We start from the raw sequence: 15,860 nt of genomic DNA on the forward strand, positions 1-15,860 counted from the left end.
TTTTTTCCAATCGAAATCTATAAAAATTGAGTAGTGATTTTCGATAAACTTTGCGAACTTTGCGATTAAAATCATCTAAATGCAAATCAACCTAGAACCTTCCTGGAAAAACATTTTATCAGACGAATTTGAGAAACCTTATTTTAAAAACCTCATAGAATTTGTAAAAGCAGAATATTCACAACACACTTGTTACCCAAAAGGGCCTCAAATATTTTCAGCCTTCGATAGTTGCCCTTTTGATAAAGTAAAAGTCGTTATTATTGGGCAAGACCCTTATCACGGAGTGGGTCAGGCGAATGGTTTATGCTTTTCTGTCAACGATGGAATCGCTTTTCCTCCATCCTTGGTCAATATCTTTAAAGAAATCCAAACCGATTTGGAAAAACCTTTTCCTGCAACTGGAAATTTAGAGCGTTGGGCAAAGCAAGGCGTTTTATTGTTGAATGCAACCTTAACGGTTAGAGCTCACGAAGCAGGAAGTCACCAAAATAAAGGCTGGGAAACGTTTACAGACGCTGTAATCCAGAAAGTTTCCGACAGCAACGAAGAAGTTGTATTCCTACTTTGGGGAGGATTTGCAAAGAAAAAAGGCTTGAAAATCAACCGGGAAAAGCATTTGGTTTTAGAAACGGGACATCCTTCGCCTTTGAGTGCCAATCGTGGTTTGTGGTTTGGAAATCAACATTTTAGTAAGGCAAATGCTTACTTGAAAGCGAAAGGTAAAAAAGAAATTGAGTGGTAGATTTCCAGACCTAACAGGTTTTCAAAACCTGTTAGGTCTTTAATATCCTTAAATCGAAAAGATTAAAAAATACCTAAAGATTTTATTTTAGCCCTGACTGGAGGGAAAATCCTTTTTATTTTTTTTCTTTAAAAAAATAAAAAGATTTGGAAGGAAGGCAGGAACATGGATTGAACAAATGCCTGCTGTTTAGCTCCTAAAATCAATTCAAAGTCAAAGCTCCCAGGATTTCTTCGGACATGAATGGTCCTCCCGGATATCGTGCGGTATAATCTAGATTGAGCCAGATTTGACCACGTTCGTCGATGTGATAATGGATTTCCTTGCCTTTGCTTTCCTGTTTGAAAAGTACTTCCTTGATGAGATAGTTGACGGCTTCCAGATCGGCCTTACTGCCAATTAGCATCTCGGGATAGATGTGTCCGCCAGTGTGAATGAGTCGGGGAGTGCCACCAACAGCCCGAACACAGGCTGCCATGAGGATTGCATGGTCATCACAATCGCCAGAAAAATGTTCTAGAGATTCGCTTGCTGCTGCAATATATTCTTTTCCTTTTGGATCGTTGACATAGTTCCACCTATGCTTAATTTCCTTGAAAACAGCAAAACACTGAATGGTAACCCTGTATTGTTGATAACCTTTAATATTGCGAAAATTCTTCGTTGTAGCCATTAAGGCAAAATTTCGAACCTTCGGGTTGCTGTAATCAATGGCGTTCAGGATTTTGGACTTGTTGGGAAACGGAAGTAATTTTGCCAAGATGATGTCCTGCGGATTGGGATCGTCGAGCATGGTGTACATCATGGAGCGATAGTCCTCAAAAACGGCATTGAAACCATAATTTCCAAAGGTGCTTCCATAAATTAAGACAATTAGATAAAGTCCAAGACAAACAATAATGATGGTTCGTAAGGCTCTTAATATGAGCTGGATGATGGCGATTAAGACAATGAAAAGTAAAATCCTGTCGATTTGAAATGGCCATTCAGGATCAATAATATTTTGGTGAATAATGATAAAAACCGGAATCGCGATTAGGATATTCAATAAAAAAATAATCACATTGTCCCAAGGTTTTTTGACCTGGAGCTTGCTTTTTATTTCTTGAATACTAATGTCTTTGAAGTGTATCATATACCAAAATGGCAACAGCTTTCTAGGTTTTGACTATATCAGCAAAAGTACCTTTTTTATCGATAATAGACAGTTCGAGCAGTTGATTTTGGACTTTGTTTAACATTTCCTCGGATAATTGCTTTTGGGACCATTCGGTCAAGGAAAGCCATTCCTGGATATCCTCTTGTTTTTGATGATAACGTTCAGATAATGTTTTGTCTATGTTGGGGATTTCCTTGAATTCTGAAGTGGTTTGGTTGATGATTTTGAGGATTTTTTCGATAGTTTCCGGATGCTTTTCAAGGATTTCATTTCTAACGGCAATTACGAAACAGGGCCAAGGAGTAGGGCAGTCGTCGATTCTTCGGAAAATTCCTTTGTCGACCAAAGGTTTTGTCATGAAACGTTCCCACATAAAATAATCTGCTGTTCTGTTTGATAAGGCTTCAACGGCTCCATCGATAGTATTGACGATTTCGAATTGTAAATTATCTGTTTTCCAACTGTTATTATGAGCATTCACATAGGCCATTAATTGAGAACCAGAACCGATTCGGCTGATGGCTACTTTTGTGTTTTCTAAATCAGAAATCGTTTGATAGTTTGATTTTGCATCAACGTGAATTCCCCAAATCAAAGGAGAGTTTACGTAAACTTGCACAATTTTGCTCGGATTTCCTGCTACAATGTCCTTGATGATTCCTTCGGTTAAAATAACGGCGATATCAGTTTCTTCGTTGCGAAGCATCTGGCATAATTTGCCAGTTCCTTCCGGAACATCTGTCCATTGCAGGTCTATTCCTACTGCTTCAAACTCGTTATTTTCGATGCAAAGATGCCAAGGCAAATTGAAATGTTCTGGAACTCCAGCTATTTTTATGGTTTTCATTTAATAGGTATTAAGATAGGAGTATTAAGTATTAAGACTTTGCATTGAGGTTATTGGATATTATTTTTCAGTTGCCACCATTTCCAAATCACTCCCTCTTTGTCTGGATAATCTTCGATGAAATTGAAACCTACTTTTTGTAAAACATGATTGGAAGCTCCATTTTTGGCATGGGTGTAGGCGTTCATTTCTTTGATATTCATTTTATTTAAACCATAGTCAAGCCAAGCGATTGAGGCTTCGGTTGCATAACCTTTGTTCCAAAATTTTTCGTTTAATCGATAGCCATAATCATAGAAATTCGTGTTTCCGTTTTCAATGTGATCATTTACAAATTTGATTCCGGTCCAGCCAATAAACTCATTTGTTTCTTTTAAAATGGTTGCAAATCGGCCTATTTTATTATCAACATATTGCTTTTGGACCATTTCAATTACTTTGATCGTTTCCTCAATCGTTTGGGTTGGATTTTGCCATAAATATTTATGAACTTCTGGATTATGATCCATTTCAAACATAGCTTCGGCATCGGTTAATTCTAACGGACGAATAATAAGGCGAGTGGTTTCTAAAACTAAATCCATGTCGGGTCAATTTGTTTTAAATGATAATATAAATGCTCAAAGTAATCTTCAATTAAAAATTTTAAATCAGATTCTTCGCCGTTTGGAAGAATCAATTTATAAGCTAAAGTTTTTTCTGTTTGATTTTTTATGATGTGCAAAGCATGAACATTCAAGCTTATCCACAAATCTAATAATTCTTGATTGTTTTTATTTTGATAATCATTTGATTTTACTAAATCATCTGGGCTGTAAGTTCTAATTTTATAGGGTTTTTCAAAGGTTTGAATTTCAGTAAACCGTTGAATATTATTGATAGCTGAATCTATCAAATGCCCTAAAATTTCCTTTTTAGACCACTTGTTTTCTGAAAGTTTTATTTCAAAATCTGCGATAGAATTAGTCGAATATAAAACCTGAAAACGGTTCAATAGTAAGCCAAATTCCTCTAATTTCTCTTCCATATTAATTTTTGTGTGGATTATTTAATTTTTAAATTTGAAATCACAACTCTATAGCCATCAGGATCAAGAATCATTTTTCCATTTTCATTCCAATATGGGTTTCTTGCTTCAATGAATTCAATTTTGTTAGCCAATAACTTATCATGAATCACCTCAAATTCTAGTTTTGTATTGGGATAAAAAACCAAAATATCTTCTTCGCTAAAATTAAAGGCAACAGCTTCATCTGATTTTGTAAATTCTAAATGCCAGTTTTCATTCGATTTGCCAATAAAAATACCATCATAACCGCTGTGGTTTTCAAAACCACCAAGCAAATCAAATCCTAATACATTTATGTAAAAGGATTTAAGTTGTTCTAAATTGTTGGTATGTCTTGCAAATCGGAATGTCATTTTTTTTATAAAATCTTAATACTTAAACTACTTCGATAATTTATCTAAAACATATTTAATCAATTCATCAACAGCTTTATAAGGGTCTTCACTAAAAGTTCCGCTTGCACGGTTGGCAATGATGGCATTAAAGGACAAAGCATTGTGTCCTAACAAAGCAGACAAGCCATAAATGGCAGCCGTTTCCATTTCAAGATTCGTAATTCTATTATCTTCAAATTTGAAATTATCCATTTTAGCATTCAACTCTGAATCCTGAATTCCAAGTCGTAAAACTCGTCCTTGTGGACCATAAAATCCTCCAGCTGTAGCTGTAATTCCCTTGAATATTTTTTCGCTCTCAATTAATTGTTCCAATTTTTCACTGCATTTGATGGCGTAAGGTTTTCCTTTTCTCGCGTCCCAATTTGTGTGATTGATGAAAGCTTCTTCGATTGCCGAATTTGAAACTTCATCAATCAAATAAGAGCGAAGCATATTATCCAATCCCAATCCAAATTTTGACATCACAAAACTATCCACAGGAATATCTTCTTGCAAAGAACCCGAAGTTCCGATTCGGATAATGTTTAAAGAAGTTAATTCTTCTTTGGGTTGGCGTGTTTCCAAATCAATATTAACCAAAGCATCCAGTTCGTTTATAACGATATCAATATTATCGGGACCAATTCCGGTTGACATTACTGTGATTCTTTTTCCTTTGTAGATTCCGGTTTGGGTTTTAAATTCTCTTTTCTGAGCGGAAAATTCAATCTTGTCAAAGAATTGCGTGATTTTTTCAACACGATTTTGATCGCCTACGAAGATGATATCATGGGCAATATGTTCTGGTTTTAAATTCAAATGGTAAACGCTACCGTCTGGGTTTAATATTAATTCTGATGATTGTATCATTGGTAATTTAAAGATTTAAAAATTGAAAGATTAAAAGATTCTGAAAGAATTAACCACCTACACGTTTTACTTTAAAGCCTTTTTCTTTCAAGATATTCATGATCTTATCACGATAATCTCCTTGAATGATGATTTCCCCGTCTTTAAAGCTTCCGCCAACAGCTAATTTACTCTTTATTTCTTTGGCAAGAATTTTAAAATCTTCGTCTTCGCCTTCATAACCAGAAATTATGGTGGTTGGCTTTCCTTTTCGTTTTTCATATTTACAAATCATTGGTTCTTTTTGAACAAATAATTCATGGTTTTTTTCCTCAACTGCTTCTGGTTCGTTTGAAACCTGATGATCTGGAAAAAGGTTTTTTAATTGGTCTTGTAAATCCATATTTTATAAATTTTCAAAAAACAAATTCCAAATTCCAAAGATTAGAATTGGAATTTGGAATTTCATTATTTGAATTAATATATTATTTTTTAATTAATCCCAAATCAACCAAGCGTTCATGCAAGAATTCACCAGCCGAAATATCTTCGTATAATTTTGGATTTTCTTCATCAATGCAATTTTCCAAGCAATCTAAACGCATGTCGCTAACCGGATGCATAAAAAATGGAACAGAATATCGTGAAGTTCCCCACAATTCTCTCGGCGGATTTACCACTTGATGTATTGTAGATTTGAGTTTATTGTTGGTATGACGGGAAAGCATGTCGCCCACATTAATCACCAATTCGTCTGGTTCAGCAATTGCATCTATCCATTCGCCATTGTGGTTTTGAACTTGAAGACCGCGACCTTGAGCACCCATCAATAAGGTAATCAAGTTGATATCTCCGTGAGCTGCAGCACGAATGGCATTTTCTGGTTCTTGTGTAATCGGTGGATAATGAATAGGTCTCAAGATGGAATTTCCTTCTTCTGCATATTCATCAAAATAAAATTCATCCAGTCCCAAATGTAATGCCAAAGCTCTAAGAACATAAATTCCTGTTTTTTCAAGCATTTGGTAGGCTTCTTTTCCCACCTGATTAAAACGTGGTAATTCTTTTACTTCCACATTATCAGGATACTCTGAAGCCCATTTTGAATCTTTTTCTACATATTGGCCGAAGTGCCAGAATTCTTTTAAATCGCCTTCTTTTCGACCTTTTGCATGTTCTTTTCCAAAGGAAACATAACCACGCTGTCCTCCAATTCCAGGAATTTCATAGGAATATTTGGTTTCCAATGGCAGGGCGAAGAAATTTCTAATCTCGCTATACAATTCATCAACCAATTTGTCATCTAAAAAATGACCTTTTAAAGCAACGAAGCCAATATCTTCAAATGCTTTTCCGATTTCATTTACAAATTTTTGTTTACGTTTCAGGTCGTCCGAAAGGAAATCACGCAAGTCAACACTAGGAATATTTTGCATACTCTTTTAAAAATAGATGTTAATAACTTTGCTAGGCGATAAGCCTTGTTATCACAAAAGTATCATTTATTTTATTTAAAAAATCACAAAAGTTATCAACAGTTTTAATTTTTTTAATGTTTCATGTCGTACAAAATTTCTGAAATATATTTTTCTTTTTATTTGGATTTAATATAAATAAGAAATTATATTTGCCCAAATTATTATCTACCCCACTAAGATCACATGAAAAAGTATCTTTTATTATTCGCTTTGCTTTTCAATTATTTTCTGAGTTTTGCTCAAACTGGAACAATTAAAGGAATTGTACGTTTTGAGGATAATCAACCCGCAACTAGTGTTTCAATTTATATAGAAGGTTCTAAAAAATCGACATTTTCTGATGAAGATGGACGTTTTGTTCTGGAGAAAATGCCTTACGGAAAATATGCACTACAATTTGTTTCTCTTGAGGCAGAAAATAAGTCGGTTGTAGTGCAGCTAAATTCGCCTTCACAAGAAATTGTTGTTTCAGTAATTAAAAAAGAAGATCAGAAGCTAGAAGAGGTTGTTATCAAGAAGGAATCCATCAAAAAGCAAACAGAAGAAAAAGGTTTTGCAGTAAATGTGATTGAAACCAAAGAGGCTGGATTGCGAAACCTGCAAACCATCGAATTATTAAATAGAACGGCAGGAGTGAGGATTCGTCAGAATGGCGGAATGGGTTCTGATGCTAGTTTTAACATTAATGGTTTGTCGGGAAATGCAATCAAGATTTTTATAGATGGAATTCCTTCATCAAGTTACGGATCTTCATTTGACTTGAATTCTATTCCTCCCGCCAATATTGAACGAATTGAAGTCTATAAAGGTGTAATTCCCGGACATTTATCAGATGATGCTTTGGGTGGTGCAATTAATGTGATCTTGAAAAAAGGAATGCGAAATAACTTTAATGTTTCCACTTCTTATGGATCGTTCAATACTACTCAAACCAATTTTAACGGACTATATCGTTTTGAAAAATCAGGTTTTACAGTGAAATCTTCCGGTTTTTTGAATTATTCTGATAATGATTACAAAGTTGAAGGCGATTTTGTTTACAACATTCTGCCAAACGGAAGAAGAGAGTTCTTAAAAGCAAGACGATTTAATGATACCTATAGATCCATTGGAGGAGTTATAGAATTGGGATATACAGATGTCAAATGGGCAGATAATTTCATGATCGGATTCACCACTTCTGATTCCTATCAAGAAGTACAACACGGTGTTTTTATGACAACTCCTTATAAAGGAAGATTTACAGAAGCTGATGCAAATTTGCTAAATCTCAATTATAGCAAAAAAGATTTTTTCGCTAAAGGAATTGATTTTGATCTTCAAGGAATTTATGGTACAAGAAATAGGTTGGTTAATGATACTGTAACTGGAGTTTATAATTGGGACGGAAAGCGAGCTATTGATATTAATGGGAATCCAGTTTTTAGTAACGTAGGAGCTCAACAAGGACCGGCAACCATAGCCAATATCAAACGTGATATTTTTTCTTTGAGAGTTAATCTTTCTTATTCCATCACAAAAAACCATAAGGTATTATTGAACAATGTTATCAATACAGTTGCTAGAGAAGATGATGATGAGATGAGATCGGTTTTGGAACGAAAATTCATGGGAACTAGGGATATGACCAAAAACATCACAGCTTTAACTTATGAGTTTACGGGGTTTGAAAACAAATTAAAAACTTCTTTGTTTGGTAAATACTACCAGCAAAAGCTAGAACGAATGAATCCTACAGTTGAAGTAATAGATGGTGTCAATACAAGAGTAGAAAATGTTTCCAAAAGCAACAAAGAGGCAACGGGTTATGGTGTGGCTATTTCGTATGCAATACTTCCAAATGTAATGTTACTGACCTCTGCAGAAAAAGCTGTTCGCTTACCTAATGAGAATGAGGTTTTTGGAGATGTTACTGAAAATACGTTAGACAATCCAAATTTACGATATGAAATGAGTGAGAATTTGAATTTAGGATTCAGGCTAGGAACATTTCATCTAAAAAAGCATAGTGTGTTTTTTGCATTAAATGGTTTTATTAGAGATATTCAGGATAGAATTGGACGACCTTTAAGCTCAATGATAAACACGGATATTCAAGTGTTAGGATTTGTAAATCAAGGAAATGCAAAATCACAAGGATTCGATTTTGAAATGAATTACACGTTTAACGATAATCTAAATATAACCTTCAATACTTCAAAATTCGAACTCACAACGACTGATATCTATAATAGAAAAAGAGACCTCCCCAATGAACCTTTTTTCACCATGAATGCAGGAGTGAATTATTTTTTCAAAAATGTATTGGCTAAAGATGCTCAGTTAAATGTTTTCTACAATTATATGTTTGTAGATACTTTCAATTTTCTTTTTCCTCCAAGTGCAAACAATGCAGGTTTAGGTCTGTTTGATATTCCGCAACAAAATATTCATGATGTTGGATTGAGCTATGTTTTTCCAAACAAAAAATTAGTGGCCAGTTTTGATGCCAAAAATATTTTCGACAGACAAGTGTTTGACAACATGGGAGTTCAAAAACCAGGTAGGGCCTTTTATTTTAAATTAAATTACGTATTCAATAACTTCTAAATATACACATATAATGAAAAGAAAATTTTTCAACTTACTCGCTTTTACAACCGTTTTTGGTTCGCTACTTTTCACAACAAGTTGCAGTGACGACGATAGCAATGGAGGTTCAACTGAGCCACCAATCACCGAAGGTAGATGGATTACGGTAGCTGGAGCCATAATGGGAACAGACGAAGGTGTTCCTGGAGACGGAAACGGTGGAACTTTAATTTATTCGGTTAGTAAAGAAGATGCTAAAGATCCAAACAAAACAATTGATGTTTTCGAAAACGGATATGTAGTACCATCGGCTAGAACGGCTCGTTTGCAGTCTTCTGAAGATGGATTCACGTTCTTCAACATTGCTTATGGTGGTGGAAACGGTGGAGAATTTTCAAAGTATGTTGTGGGTGGTGGTCAAAATTTCTCTCCAGTTGGTGGAATTGTAAACATCTCACAATATGCAAGTGCAAATCCAAGATGGGTAAAATTATTTGATGGTGACAAAACCGGAGTTGCTGTAAACGTTACAGCTCCAGTTGTAAATTCTACCGAAGATGGAACATACATCAATACGAGAGGAACGGCTACCGTTTTATCTTTGGATATGCAAAACTCGTTAATTTCAGCAACAAAGTCGTATGAAATTGCTTTAAGTCAAGCTGAAGAGGCTCTTGGACACCACATTTTTAGATTGGATGCCCCAGTTTTAAACGCTGCCCAAGATAAATTGATCATCGGAACTTGGATGCGTAAAACTGATCCTGCAACAGGAACTAATCAGGCACAATTTGAGCGTTTAGGTTCTAAATCAGTAGTGGTGGACTATCCATCATTGGAAAACCCAACTATCATTACTTCTACAGTTGGTTTTGGAGATACTAGCGGTTACCGTAGTTTCAATAGCTTTTTGGCTAATGATGGCAATATCTACCAAGCAACTCAAAGAGATGCAGGTGGTTCTCATATCTTGAGAATCAACCAAAATAATACGTATGATAACTCTTTCGTTTTTAGTTTGGATGCTGCCTTAGGTGTTACAAATTCTTATATTGAGAACTGGAGATATGTGGGTAACGGAATTGCAATTGTAATGTACACTCACGATGGAGCTGCAGAATCTACTTTATCGGGTCAAGCCCAAAGTTATATAGCACGTGTTGATTTGAATGCAAAAACAGCTCAGCAAATTGATTTGCCTTATGACCAAGATTTATATTTGTTCCAATACCAAGGTTTTGTGGTGGATGGATATGATGTATATGTAACATTTGCTCCAGTTGGAAAAGATGGAAATATCTACATTATCAATAGCCAAACTGGTGCTGTAACAAAAGGTGCAAAACTGGTTAACCGTCCAGGAAACCACTTTATTGGTGCTTTCTAAACTATAAAAATAAATTCAAATTAGCCTAATCGCTATTTGAAAAAGTTATTTTAAAGTCAATGCAATCGCATTGGCTTTTTTTTGTTCTATTAAAAAAGGGAAACATCCTTTTTTAAAATAAAATCCTGTAACATTAACGGTTTATACTGTTATTTTTTTATAATTTTGGGCGAGCTAAAAAATCACGCAAACCTTTTCGTATTATTATGAATTTCGATAGAAAAAACCTCTCCAACGAACAATTATTAGATCTATATAAAAGAATTTTAAAACCCCGATTGATCGAGGAAAAAATGCTGATTCTCATCCGCCAAGGAAAAGTTTCAAAATGGTTTTCCGGAATCGGGCAGGAGGCAATCGCTTGTGGAGTGACCGCTGTTTTGGACAAAGATGAATATATCTTGCCAATGCACCGAAACCTTGGTGTTTTTACAGGAAGAGATATTCCGTTACATCGTTTATTTTCGCAATGGCAGGGAAAGGCAAATGGCTTTACTAAAGGCCGTGACCGTTCGTTCCATTTCGGGACTCAAGAGTTTAAAATTATTGGTATGATTTCGCATTTAGGTCCACAATTGGGTGTTGCAGACGGAATCGCTTTAGCCAATAAATTAAAGAAAAACGGAAAAGTTACCGCTGTTTTCACAGGAGAAGGAGCTACAAGTGAAGGCGATTTTCATGAAGCCCTGAATATTGCTTCGGTTTGGGAATTGCCTGTGATGTTTGTAATCGAAAACAATGGATACGGACTTTCGACTCCTACAAACGAGCAATACCGTTGTGAAAATCTAGCCGATAAAGGAGTGGGTTACGGAATGGAATCGCACATTATAGATGGAAATAATATACTAGAAGTTTTTAATATCCTTACTGATTTGAAAGCTTCGATGATTGAAAAACCTCGACCTGTTTTATTGGAATTCAAAACTTTCAGAATGCGAGGTCATGAAGAAGCAAGTGGTACAAAATATGTTCCGCAGGAGTTGATGGACATGTGGGCCATTAAAGATCCTGTTGACAATTACAGAAAATATTTGGCCGAAACAGGAGTGCTTTCAACTGAAAATGATGAAGCCATTCGTGCCGAAATCAAGAAAGAAATCGATGAAAATTGGGCATTGGTGCAAACCGAACCTGAAATTGTAGCTACTTATGAAGAAGAATTAAATGATGTTTATAAACCGTTTAATTTTGAAGAAGTTACTCCTTCAGAAGAAAAAGAAAATATCCGTTTGATTGATGCTATTTCTACAGGTTTACGACAGTCAATGGAGCGTCATGAAAACCTTGTAATCATGGGTCAAGATATTGCTGAGTATGGAGGTGCATTTAAAATCACAGATGGTTTTGTGGCTCAATTTGGGAAAGAAAGAGTAATCAATACACCAATTTGTGAAAGTGCTGTAGTTTCTGCCGGAATGGGACTTTCGATTAATGGATATAAGGCAATTGTAGAAATGCAGTTTGCCGATTTCGTTTCTACAGGTTTCAACCCGATTGTGAATCTTTTAGCAAAATCACATTACCGTTGGTTAGAAAATGCCGATGTTGTTGTGAGAATGCCTTGTGGTGGCGGAACTCAAGCAGGACCTTTTCACTCACAAACAAATGAAGCTTGGTTTACCAAAACCCCAGGTTTAAAAGTCGTTTATCCAGCATTTCCTTATGATGCAAAAGGACTTTTGAATGCTTCGATCAACGATCCGAATCCGGTGATGTTTTTTGAGCATAAACAATTGTATAGAAGTGTTTATCAGGATGTTCCTAAAGATTATTATACTTTGCCACTTGGAAAAGCATCGTTGTTGAAAGAAGGAAATGATGTAACCATCATTGCTTTTGGAGCCGCTGTGCATTGGGCTTTGGAAACCTTAAAAAATAATCCTGAAATTTCTGCTGATTTATTGGATTTGAGAACCTTACAACCTTTGGATACAGCCGCCATTTTTGCCTCGGTAAAGAAAACAGGAAAAGCTATTATTTTGCAAGAAGATACAATGTTTGGCGGAATTGCCAGTGATATATCGGCGATGATTATGGAAGAGTGTTTCGAATATCTTGACGGTCCGGTGAAACGTGTCGCCAGTTTGGATTCTCCAATTCCGTTTACAAAAGCATTGGAAGACCAGTTTTTAAGTAAAGACCGATTTGAAGATGCCTTGAAAGAATTGATGGCCTACTAATTTGAAAAATATATATTTGAAATGCTCCAAGATTAGTTTTGGAGCATTTTTGTTAAATATCATTTATCAATTTTCGCGCAGCCGTTTGAACAGGATCCCACACAGGTGAAAATGGTGGAGCATACGACAAATCCAGATCAATAATGTTTTGCAACGTGAGCTTGTTGGTTAGGGCTGTCGCCAAAACATCAATTCTTTTTGCAGCTCCTTCTTCGCCAATTATTTGACCGCCTAATAGTTTTCCTGTGCCTTTTTCGGCCAATAATTTTACATAAATATCTTTAGCATCGGGATAATAATGAGCCCTTGATTTGGTTTTGATAATCGTTTGAACATAAGGGATTTTCAATGCTTCAAGTTCCTTTTCGAGTAAACCTGTTCGTGCTACTTCATAGACACAAATCTTGCAAACTGCCGTTGCAACAACTCCTGGAAATTTTGCTTTTTGACCCGCTATATTGGTTCCGGCAACTAATCCAGTTTTATTAGCAACTGTTCCCAAAGCGATATAAAAAGGTTTTTTGCTCACCAAGTTATACGTCATGGCACAATCTCCAGCAGCCCAAACGTTTTTGATATTCGTTCGCTGTTCACGGTTCACTTTTATAGCTCCTTTTTCGGTCAAGCCGATTTTAGAATGCTGAAGAAAAGCGGTGTTTGGGCTCGTTCCCATTCCTAAAATGACCAAATCAGTTTTGATGGTTTTTTTATTCGTAACAACCGCTGTTACTCGATTTTCTTTTGCTTCAAAATGGCTTAATTCTTCGTTTACATAAATTTTCACACCCAAACTTGTCATGACCGTGTTAACGATTTTTCCCATATCAGGATCCAAAGTATTCATGATTTCGGGTTCTCGATTGATCAAAGTAACCTTTAATCCCTTTATAATTAAGGCTTCAGCCATTTCTAAGCCAATATAACCTCCACCGACGATTACAGCAGTTTTGGGATTTTTTTCATGGATGAATTGATCGAGTTTCACACCACCTTTCAAACTTTGAATACCAAAAATCCCGTCGGCTTCGCGGTTTTCAACTTCTGGACAAAATGATTTTCCTCCAGTAGCAATCAATAATTGGTCATAGTTTTCCCAAAACTGGGTTTTATCGGTTAAATTCCGAACCAAAACCTGATTCTTCTTGGTGTCAACTTCGAGCACTTCATGGAAGGTTCTGACATCAATTTTATATTTGTTGATAAAAGTTTCAGGCGAACGAACAATCAATTCTTCATAAGTTCCCACTTTTCCCGAAATAAAATAAGGAATTCCACAAGCAGAATAGGAAGTATAGCCCGATTTTTCGAACACTACAATTTCTTGTTCAGGATGTTCACGTCTCACTTTTGAAGCTGCTGACATTCCTGCAGCATCGCCTCCGATAATCACTAGTTTGGGTAATTTCATATAAAATGCTTTTCTATAAATATAAAAAAAATACCCAACACCTGAAGTATTGGGTATTTTTAAATTGTATAAAATTTTTATTTCAAGATGTGTCTGCTCAAGATTTGATAGACTTCGTTGATGTTGTTGCCACCTTTTCCAAATTGTTTTTTGATAGGAAGATCGTCATGGTTGAGCCAGATTTTCAATTCGGCATCCAAATCCAAAATTCCAGCACTTTCCTTCGAAAATTTCTTGATGCTTGAATAAGGGATTGATAAATAATCGACTTTCGTTCCAACTAATTGTTTTTCAACCAAAATCAAACGCTTGTTGGTGAACACAAACATATCTTTGATCAATTTGAAAGCTTTCTCGATCGATTCGCCTTCTATCAAAAGTGGTCCAAATTCCTTTGAAACATCTTCCTGATTTGCTTCTGAAGCATTGCCTAAAATGGCATTAAATAGTCCCATTGTTTTATTTTTTATGAGTGTAAATTTACAGTTATCTATCGAAAGAAAATATATTTTCCACCTTTTTTCCTAAATACATATCCTTGATCATTTTGGCTGCTATCACACTGAAAGTGATTCCGTTGCCACCATACCCTAATGCAAAATACATATTGGGATGGTCTTTATGTTCGCCAATAAACGGCAATCCGTCCTTTGTTTCGCCAAATGTACCACACCAATAGAAGTCGACTTCGATTTTACTCTTTGGAAAAAGCTTTTTAAAACGCTTCAAAATGTCCTCGTTTTTCTTTTCCATCAGCTTGTCGCGACGTTTTGGATCTTGAAAAGGTTCGTCAAAACCACCCACCATAATCCGATTGTCATCAGTAGTTCTAACATATATATAAGGTCGGGCAGTTTCCCATATCAGGCAACGTTCGTTCCAAAAATCCTCGTCTTTGAGGGGTTTGCTCACAAAAACATAGGTCGAATTCAGTTTCATGACTTTTTCGTCCAATAAATGTTCTGATTCGAAACCTGGGGCTGCAATTATTTTTTTTGCCTTTATGGTATTTTTCTTTTCCGTATGAGCCAAAATAAATCCTTTTTTATTTTCCGTTTTCACAACATCAGTATGGCTATACACCACTAATCCAGAGTGTTTTTTATGATGATTTAAAATAGCCTGACATAATTTATAGGTATCAACTTGAGCGGAAACATCGTTATACAATGCCGCTTTTTTATCAATATTGAATTTGTCTTTTAATTGTTTTTGATTCAAAAAAGAAACAGGTAATTTGTGTTTTTTTCGAATTTCATATTCTTTTTCCAAGTCTTTCACGCCTTTCGCATCCGATGCTAAATAAAGACTGGACTTCATTGTAAAATCAGCTTCTATCTTTAATTTTTTGATAATTTTTTGAAGGATAGAAATTGATTCGAGGCATAATTCATAAGCTTTTACAGCATTTTTCTCGCCTACTTTTTCGATCAAGTCAAAAAGGAAGATGTCAATTTCATACTGCAACTGTGCTGAACTGGCAGTCGTGCTTCCGGTTGACTCCATTCGTTTATCGACAATCACACATTTAACGCCTTCTTCACATAAAAAATGTGCCGCAAGAGCTCCTGTAATTCCCGAACCGATGATGAGTACTTCGGTTTCTATATCTTCATCTAAAGTTTTGTAGTCAGACGAAAGTCCGTTTTTGATAAGCCAGAAGGGTAATCCTGATTTTAAATTCATTGTATAGCTTTTTTTAAAGTTAAATTTAAAGCTATTCTGAAATGTGATATTATTTTTTAAGTAAAAATTATGATATCAAAAAAATAAAATAAAACTTGTTA

The 15,860-nt window shown here is 35.5% G+C and carries 15 protein-coding genes; 4 read left to right on the top strand and 11 right to left on the bottom strand.

Annotated features, from left to right (window positions below):
• Window positions 1-79 precede the first annotated feature (79 nt).
• The gene (ung, locus tag G508_RS0114400; protein ID WP_026705981.1) at window positions 80-745 is read left to right on the top strand and encodes a uracil-DNA glycosylase; all 666 of its coding nucleotides are present in this window, start codon (window positions 80-82) and stop codon (window positions 743-745) included.
• Window positions 746-947: 202 nt separating this feature from the next.
• Here ung and G508_RS0114405 read toward each other — a convergent pair whose 3' ends face one another.
• The 8 genes from G508_RS0114405 to G508_RS0114440 form a co-directional block, all read right to left on the bottom strand.
• Window positions 948-1,880, bottom strand: coding sequence for a transglutaminase-like domain-containing protein (locus G508_RS0114405; protein WP_026705982.1), 933 nt, complete (start codon window positions 1,878-1,880; stop codon window positions 948-950).
• Between the two features lie 22 nt (window positions 1,881-1,902).
• A complete protein-coding gene (locus G508_RS0114410) occupies window positions 1,903-2,751 on the bottom strand; it encodes a substrate-binding domain-containing protein (protein WP_026705983.1) in 849 nt (282 codons plus the stop codon).
• 50 nt (window positions 2,752-2,801) lie between these two features.
• Window positions 2,802-3,335, bottom strand: coding sequence for a GNAT family N-acetyltransferase (locus G508_RS0114415; RefSeq protein WP_026705984.1), 534 nt, complete (start codon window positions 3,333-3,335; stop codon window positions 2,802-2,804).
• Window positions 3,326-3,778 carry a DinB family protein gene (locus tag G508_RS0114420; protein WP_026705985.1) on the bottom strand — a complete coding sequence of 151 codons (453 nt, stop codon included), beginning with the start codon at window positions 3,776-3,778 and terminating at the stop codon, window positions 3,326-3,328. The genes G508_RS0114415 and G508_RS0114420 overlap by 10 nt, the downstream gene beginning before the upstream one ends.
• A 17-nt stretch (window positions 3,779-3,795) precedes the next feature.
• The gene (locus G508_RS0114425) at window positions 3,796-4,173 is read right to left on the bottom strand and encodes a VOC family protein (protein ID WP_026705986.1); all 378 of its coding nucleotides are present in this window, start codon (window positions 4,171-4,173) and stop codon (window positions 3,796-3,798) included.
• A gap of 27 nt (window positions 4,174-4,200) precedes the next feature.
• The gene (locus tag G508_RS0114430; RefSeq protein ID WP_026705987.1) at window positions 4,201-5,067 is read right to left on the bottom strand and encodes a nucleoside phosphorylase; all 867 of its coding nucleotides are present in this window, start codon (window positions 5,065-5,067) and stop codon (window positions 4,201-4,203) included.
• A 49-nt stretch (window positions 5,068-5,116) separates the two neighbouring features.
• Window positions 5,117-5,449: a translation initiation factor gene (locus G508_RS0114435; RefSeq protein ID WP_026705988.1), complete on the bottom strand. Its 333-nt coding sequence runs from the start codon at window positions 5,447-5,449 to the stop codon at window positions 5,117-5,119.
• An 82-nt stretch (window positions 5,450-5,531) separates the two neighbouring features.
• Window positions 5,532-6,482 carry an isopenicillin N synthase family dioxygenase gene (locus tag G508_RS0114440; RefSeq protein ID WP_026705989.1) on the bottom strand — a complete coding sequence of 317 codons (951 nt, stop codon included), beginning with the start codon at window positions 6,480-6,482 and terminating at the stop codon, window positions 5,532-5,534.
• A gap of 225 nt (window positions 6,483-6,707) precedes the next feature.
• Here G508_RS0114440 and G508_RS0114445 point away from each other — a divergent pair, with 225 nt between their 5' ends.
• The 3 genes from G508_RS0114445 (at window position 6,708) to G508_RS0114455 (ending at window position 12,665) form a co-directional block, all read left to right on the top strand.
• The gene (locus tag G508_RS0114445) at window positions 6,708-9,113 is read left to right on the top strand and encodes a TonB-dependent receptor domain-containing protein (RefSeq protein WP_026705990.1); all 2,406 of its coding nucleotides are present in this window, start codon (window positions 6,708-6,710) and stop codon (window positions 9,111-9,113) included.
• Window positions 9,114-9,126: 13 nt separating this feature from the next.
• Window positions 9,127-10,482: a hypothetical protein gene (locus tag G508_RS0114450; protein WP_026705991.1), complete on the top strand. Its 1,356-nt coding sequence runs from the start codon at window positions 9,127-9,129 to the stop codon at window positions 10,480-10,482.
• 206 nt (window positions 10,483-10,688) lie between these two features.
• On the top strand, window positions 10,689-12,665 hold the full coding sequence (locus G508_RS0114455; protein WP_026705992.1) for an alpha-ketoacid dehydrogenase subunit alpha/beta: 1,977 nt from the start codon (window positions 10,689-10,691) through the stop codon (window positions 12,663-12,665).
• A gap of 52 nt (window positions 12,666-12,717) precedes the next feature.
• Here G508_RS0114455 and G508_RS0114460 read toward each other — a convergent pair whose 3' ends face one another.
• The 3 genes from G508_RS0114460 to G508_RS0114470 all read right to left on the bottom strand — a co-directional run bounded on the left by G508_RS0114460 (window position 12,718) and on the right by G508_RS0114470 (window position 15,759).
• Window positions 12,718-14,073, bottom strand: coding sequence for a CoA-disulfide reductase (locus G508_RS0114460; RefSeq protein WP_026705993.1), 1,356 nt, complete (start codon window positions 14,071-14,073; stop codon window positions 12,718-12,720).
• 77 nt (window positions 14,074-14,150) lie between these two features.
• Window positions 14,151-14,528, bottom strand: coding sequence for a PH domain-containing protein (locus tag G508_RS0114465; RefSeq protein WP_026705994.1), 378 nt, complete (start codon window positions 14,526-14,528; stop codon window positions 14,151-14,153).
• Window positions 14,529-14,559: 31 nt separating this feature from the next.
• A complete protein-coding gene (locus G508_RS0114470; protein WP_026705995.1) occupies window positions 14,560-15,759 on the bottom strand; it encodes an NAD(P)/FAD-dependent oxidoreductase in 1,200 nt (399 codons plus the stop codon).
• Window positions 15,760-15,860: the final 101 nt, after the last annotated feature.

The organism is Flavobacterium soli DSM 19725 (assembly GCF_000422705.1).
GTDB lineage: Bacteria > Bacteroidota > Bacteroidia > Flavobacteriales > Flavobacteriaceae > Flavobacterium > Flavobacterium soli.

What these genes read in the sequence shown, in the direction of transcription:
- G508_RS0114430 (WP_026705987.1), bottom strand. Translation starts at nt 5,067, where the DNA reads ATGATACAATCATCAGAATTAATATTAAACCCAGACGGTAGCGTTTAC.
- G508_RS0114435 (WP_026705988.1), bottom strand. Translation starts at nt 5,449, where the DNA reads ATGGATTTACAAGACCAATTAAAAAACCTTTTTCCAGATCATCAGGTT.
- G508_RS0114440 (WP_026705989.1), bottom strand. Translation starts at nt 6,482, where the DNA reads ATGCAAAATATTCCTAGTGTTGACTTGCGTGATTTCCTTTCGGACGAC.
- G508_RS0114405 (WP_026705982.1), bottom strand. Translation starts at nt 1,880, where the DNA reads ATGATACACTTCAAAGACATTAGTATTCAAGAAATAAAAAGCAAGCTC.
- G508_RS0114410 (WP_026705983.1), bottom strand. Translation starts at nt 2,751, where the DNA reads ATGAAAACCATAAAAATAGCTGGAGTTCCAGAACATTTCAATTTGCCT.
- G508_RS0114425 (WP_026705986.1), bottom strand. Translation starts at nt 4,173, where the DNA reads ATGACATTCCGATTTGCAAGACATACCAACAATTTAGAACAACTTAAA.
- G508_RS0114445 (WP_026705990.1), top strand. Translation starts at nt 6,708, where the DNA reads ATGAAAAAGTATCTTTTATTATTCGCTTTGCTTTTCAATTATTTTCTG.
- G508_RS0114455 (WP_026705992.1), top strand. Translation starts at nt 10,689, where the DNA reads ATGAATTTCGATAGAAAAAACCTCTCCAACGAACAATTATTAGATCTA.
- ung (WP_026705981.1), top strand. Translation starts at nt 80, where the DNA reads ATGCAAATCAACCTAGAACCTTCCTGGAAAAACATTTTATCAGACGAA.
- G508_RS0114465 (WP_026705994.1), bottom strand. Translation starts at nt 14,528, where the DNA reads ATGGGACTATTTAATGCCATTTTAGGCAATGCTTCAGAAGCAAATCAG.
- G508_RS0114460 (WP_026705993.1), bottom strand. Translation starts at nt 14,073, where the DNA reads ATGAAATTACCCAAACTAGTGATTATCGGAGGCGATGCTGCAGGAATG.
- G508_RS0114420 (WP_026705985.1), bottom strand. Translation starts at nt 3,778, where the DNA reads ATGGAAGAGAAATTAGAGGAATTTGGCTTACTATTGAACCGTTTTCAG.
- G508_RS0114450 (WP_026705991.1), top strand. Translation starts at nt 9,127, where the DNA reads ATGAAAAGAAAATTTTTCAACTTACTCGCTTTTACAACCGTTTTTGGT.
- G508_RS0114415 (WP_026705984.1), bottom strand. Translation starts at nt 3,335, where the DNA reads ATGGATTTAGTTTTAGAAACCACTCGCCTTATTATTCGTCCGTTAGAA.
- G508_RS0114470 (WP_026705995.1), bottom strand. Translation starts at nt 15,759, where the DNA reads ATGAATTTAAAATCAGGATTACCCTTCTGGCTTATCAAAAACGGACTT.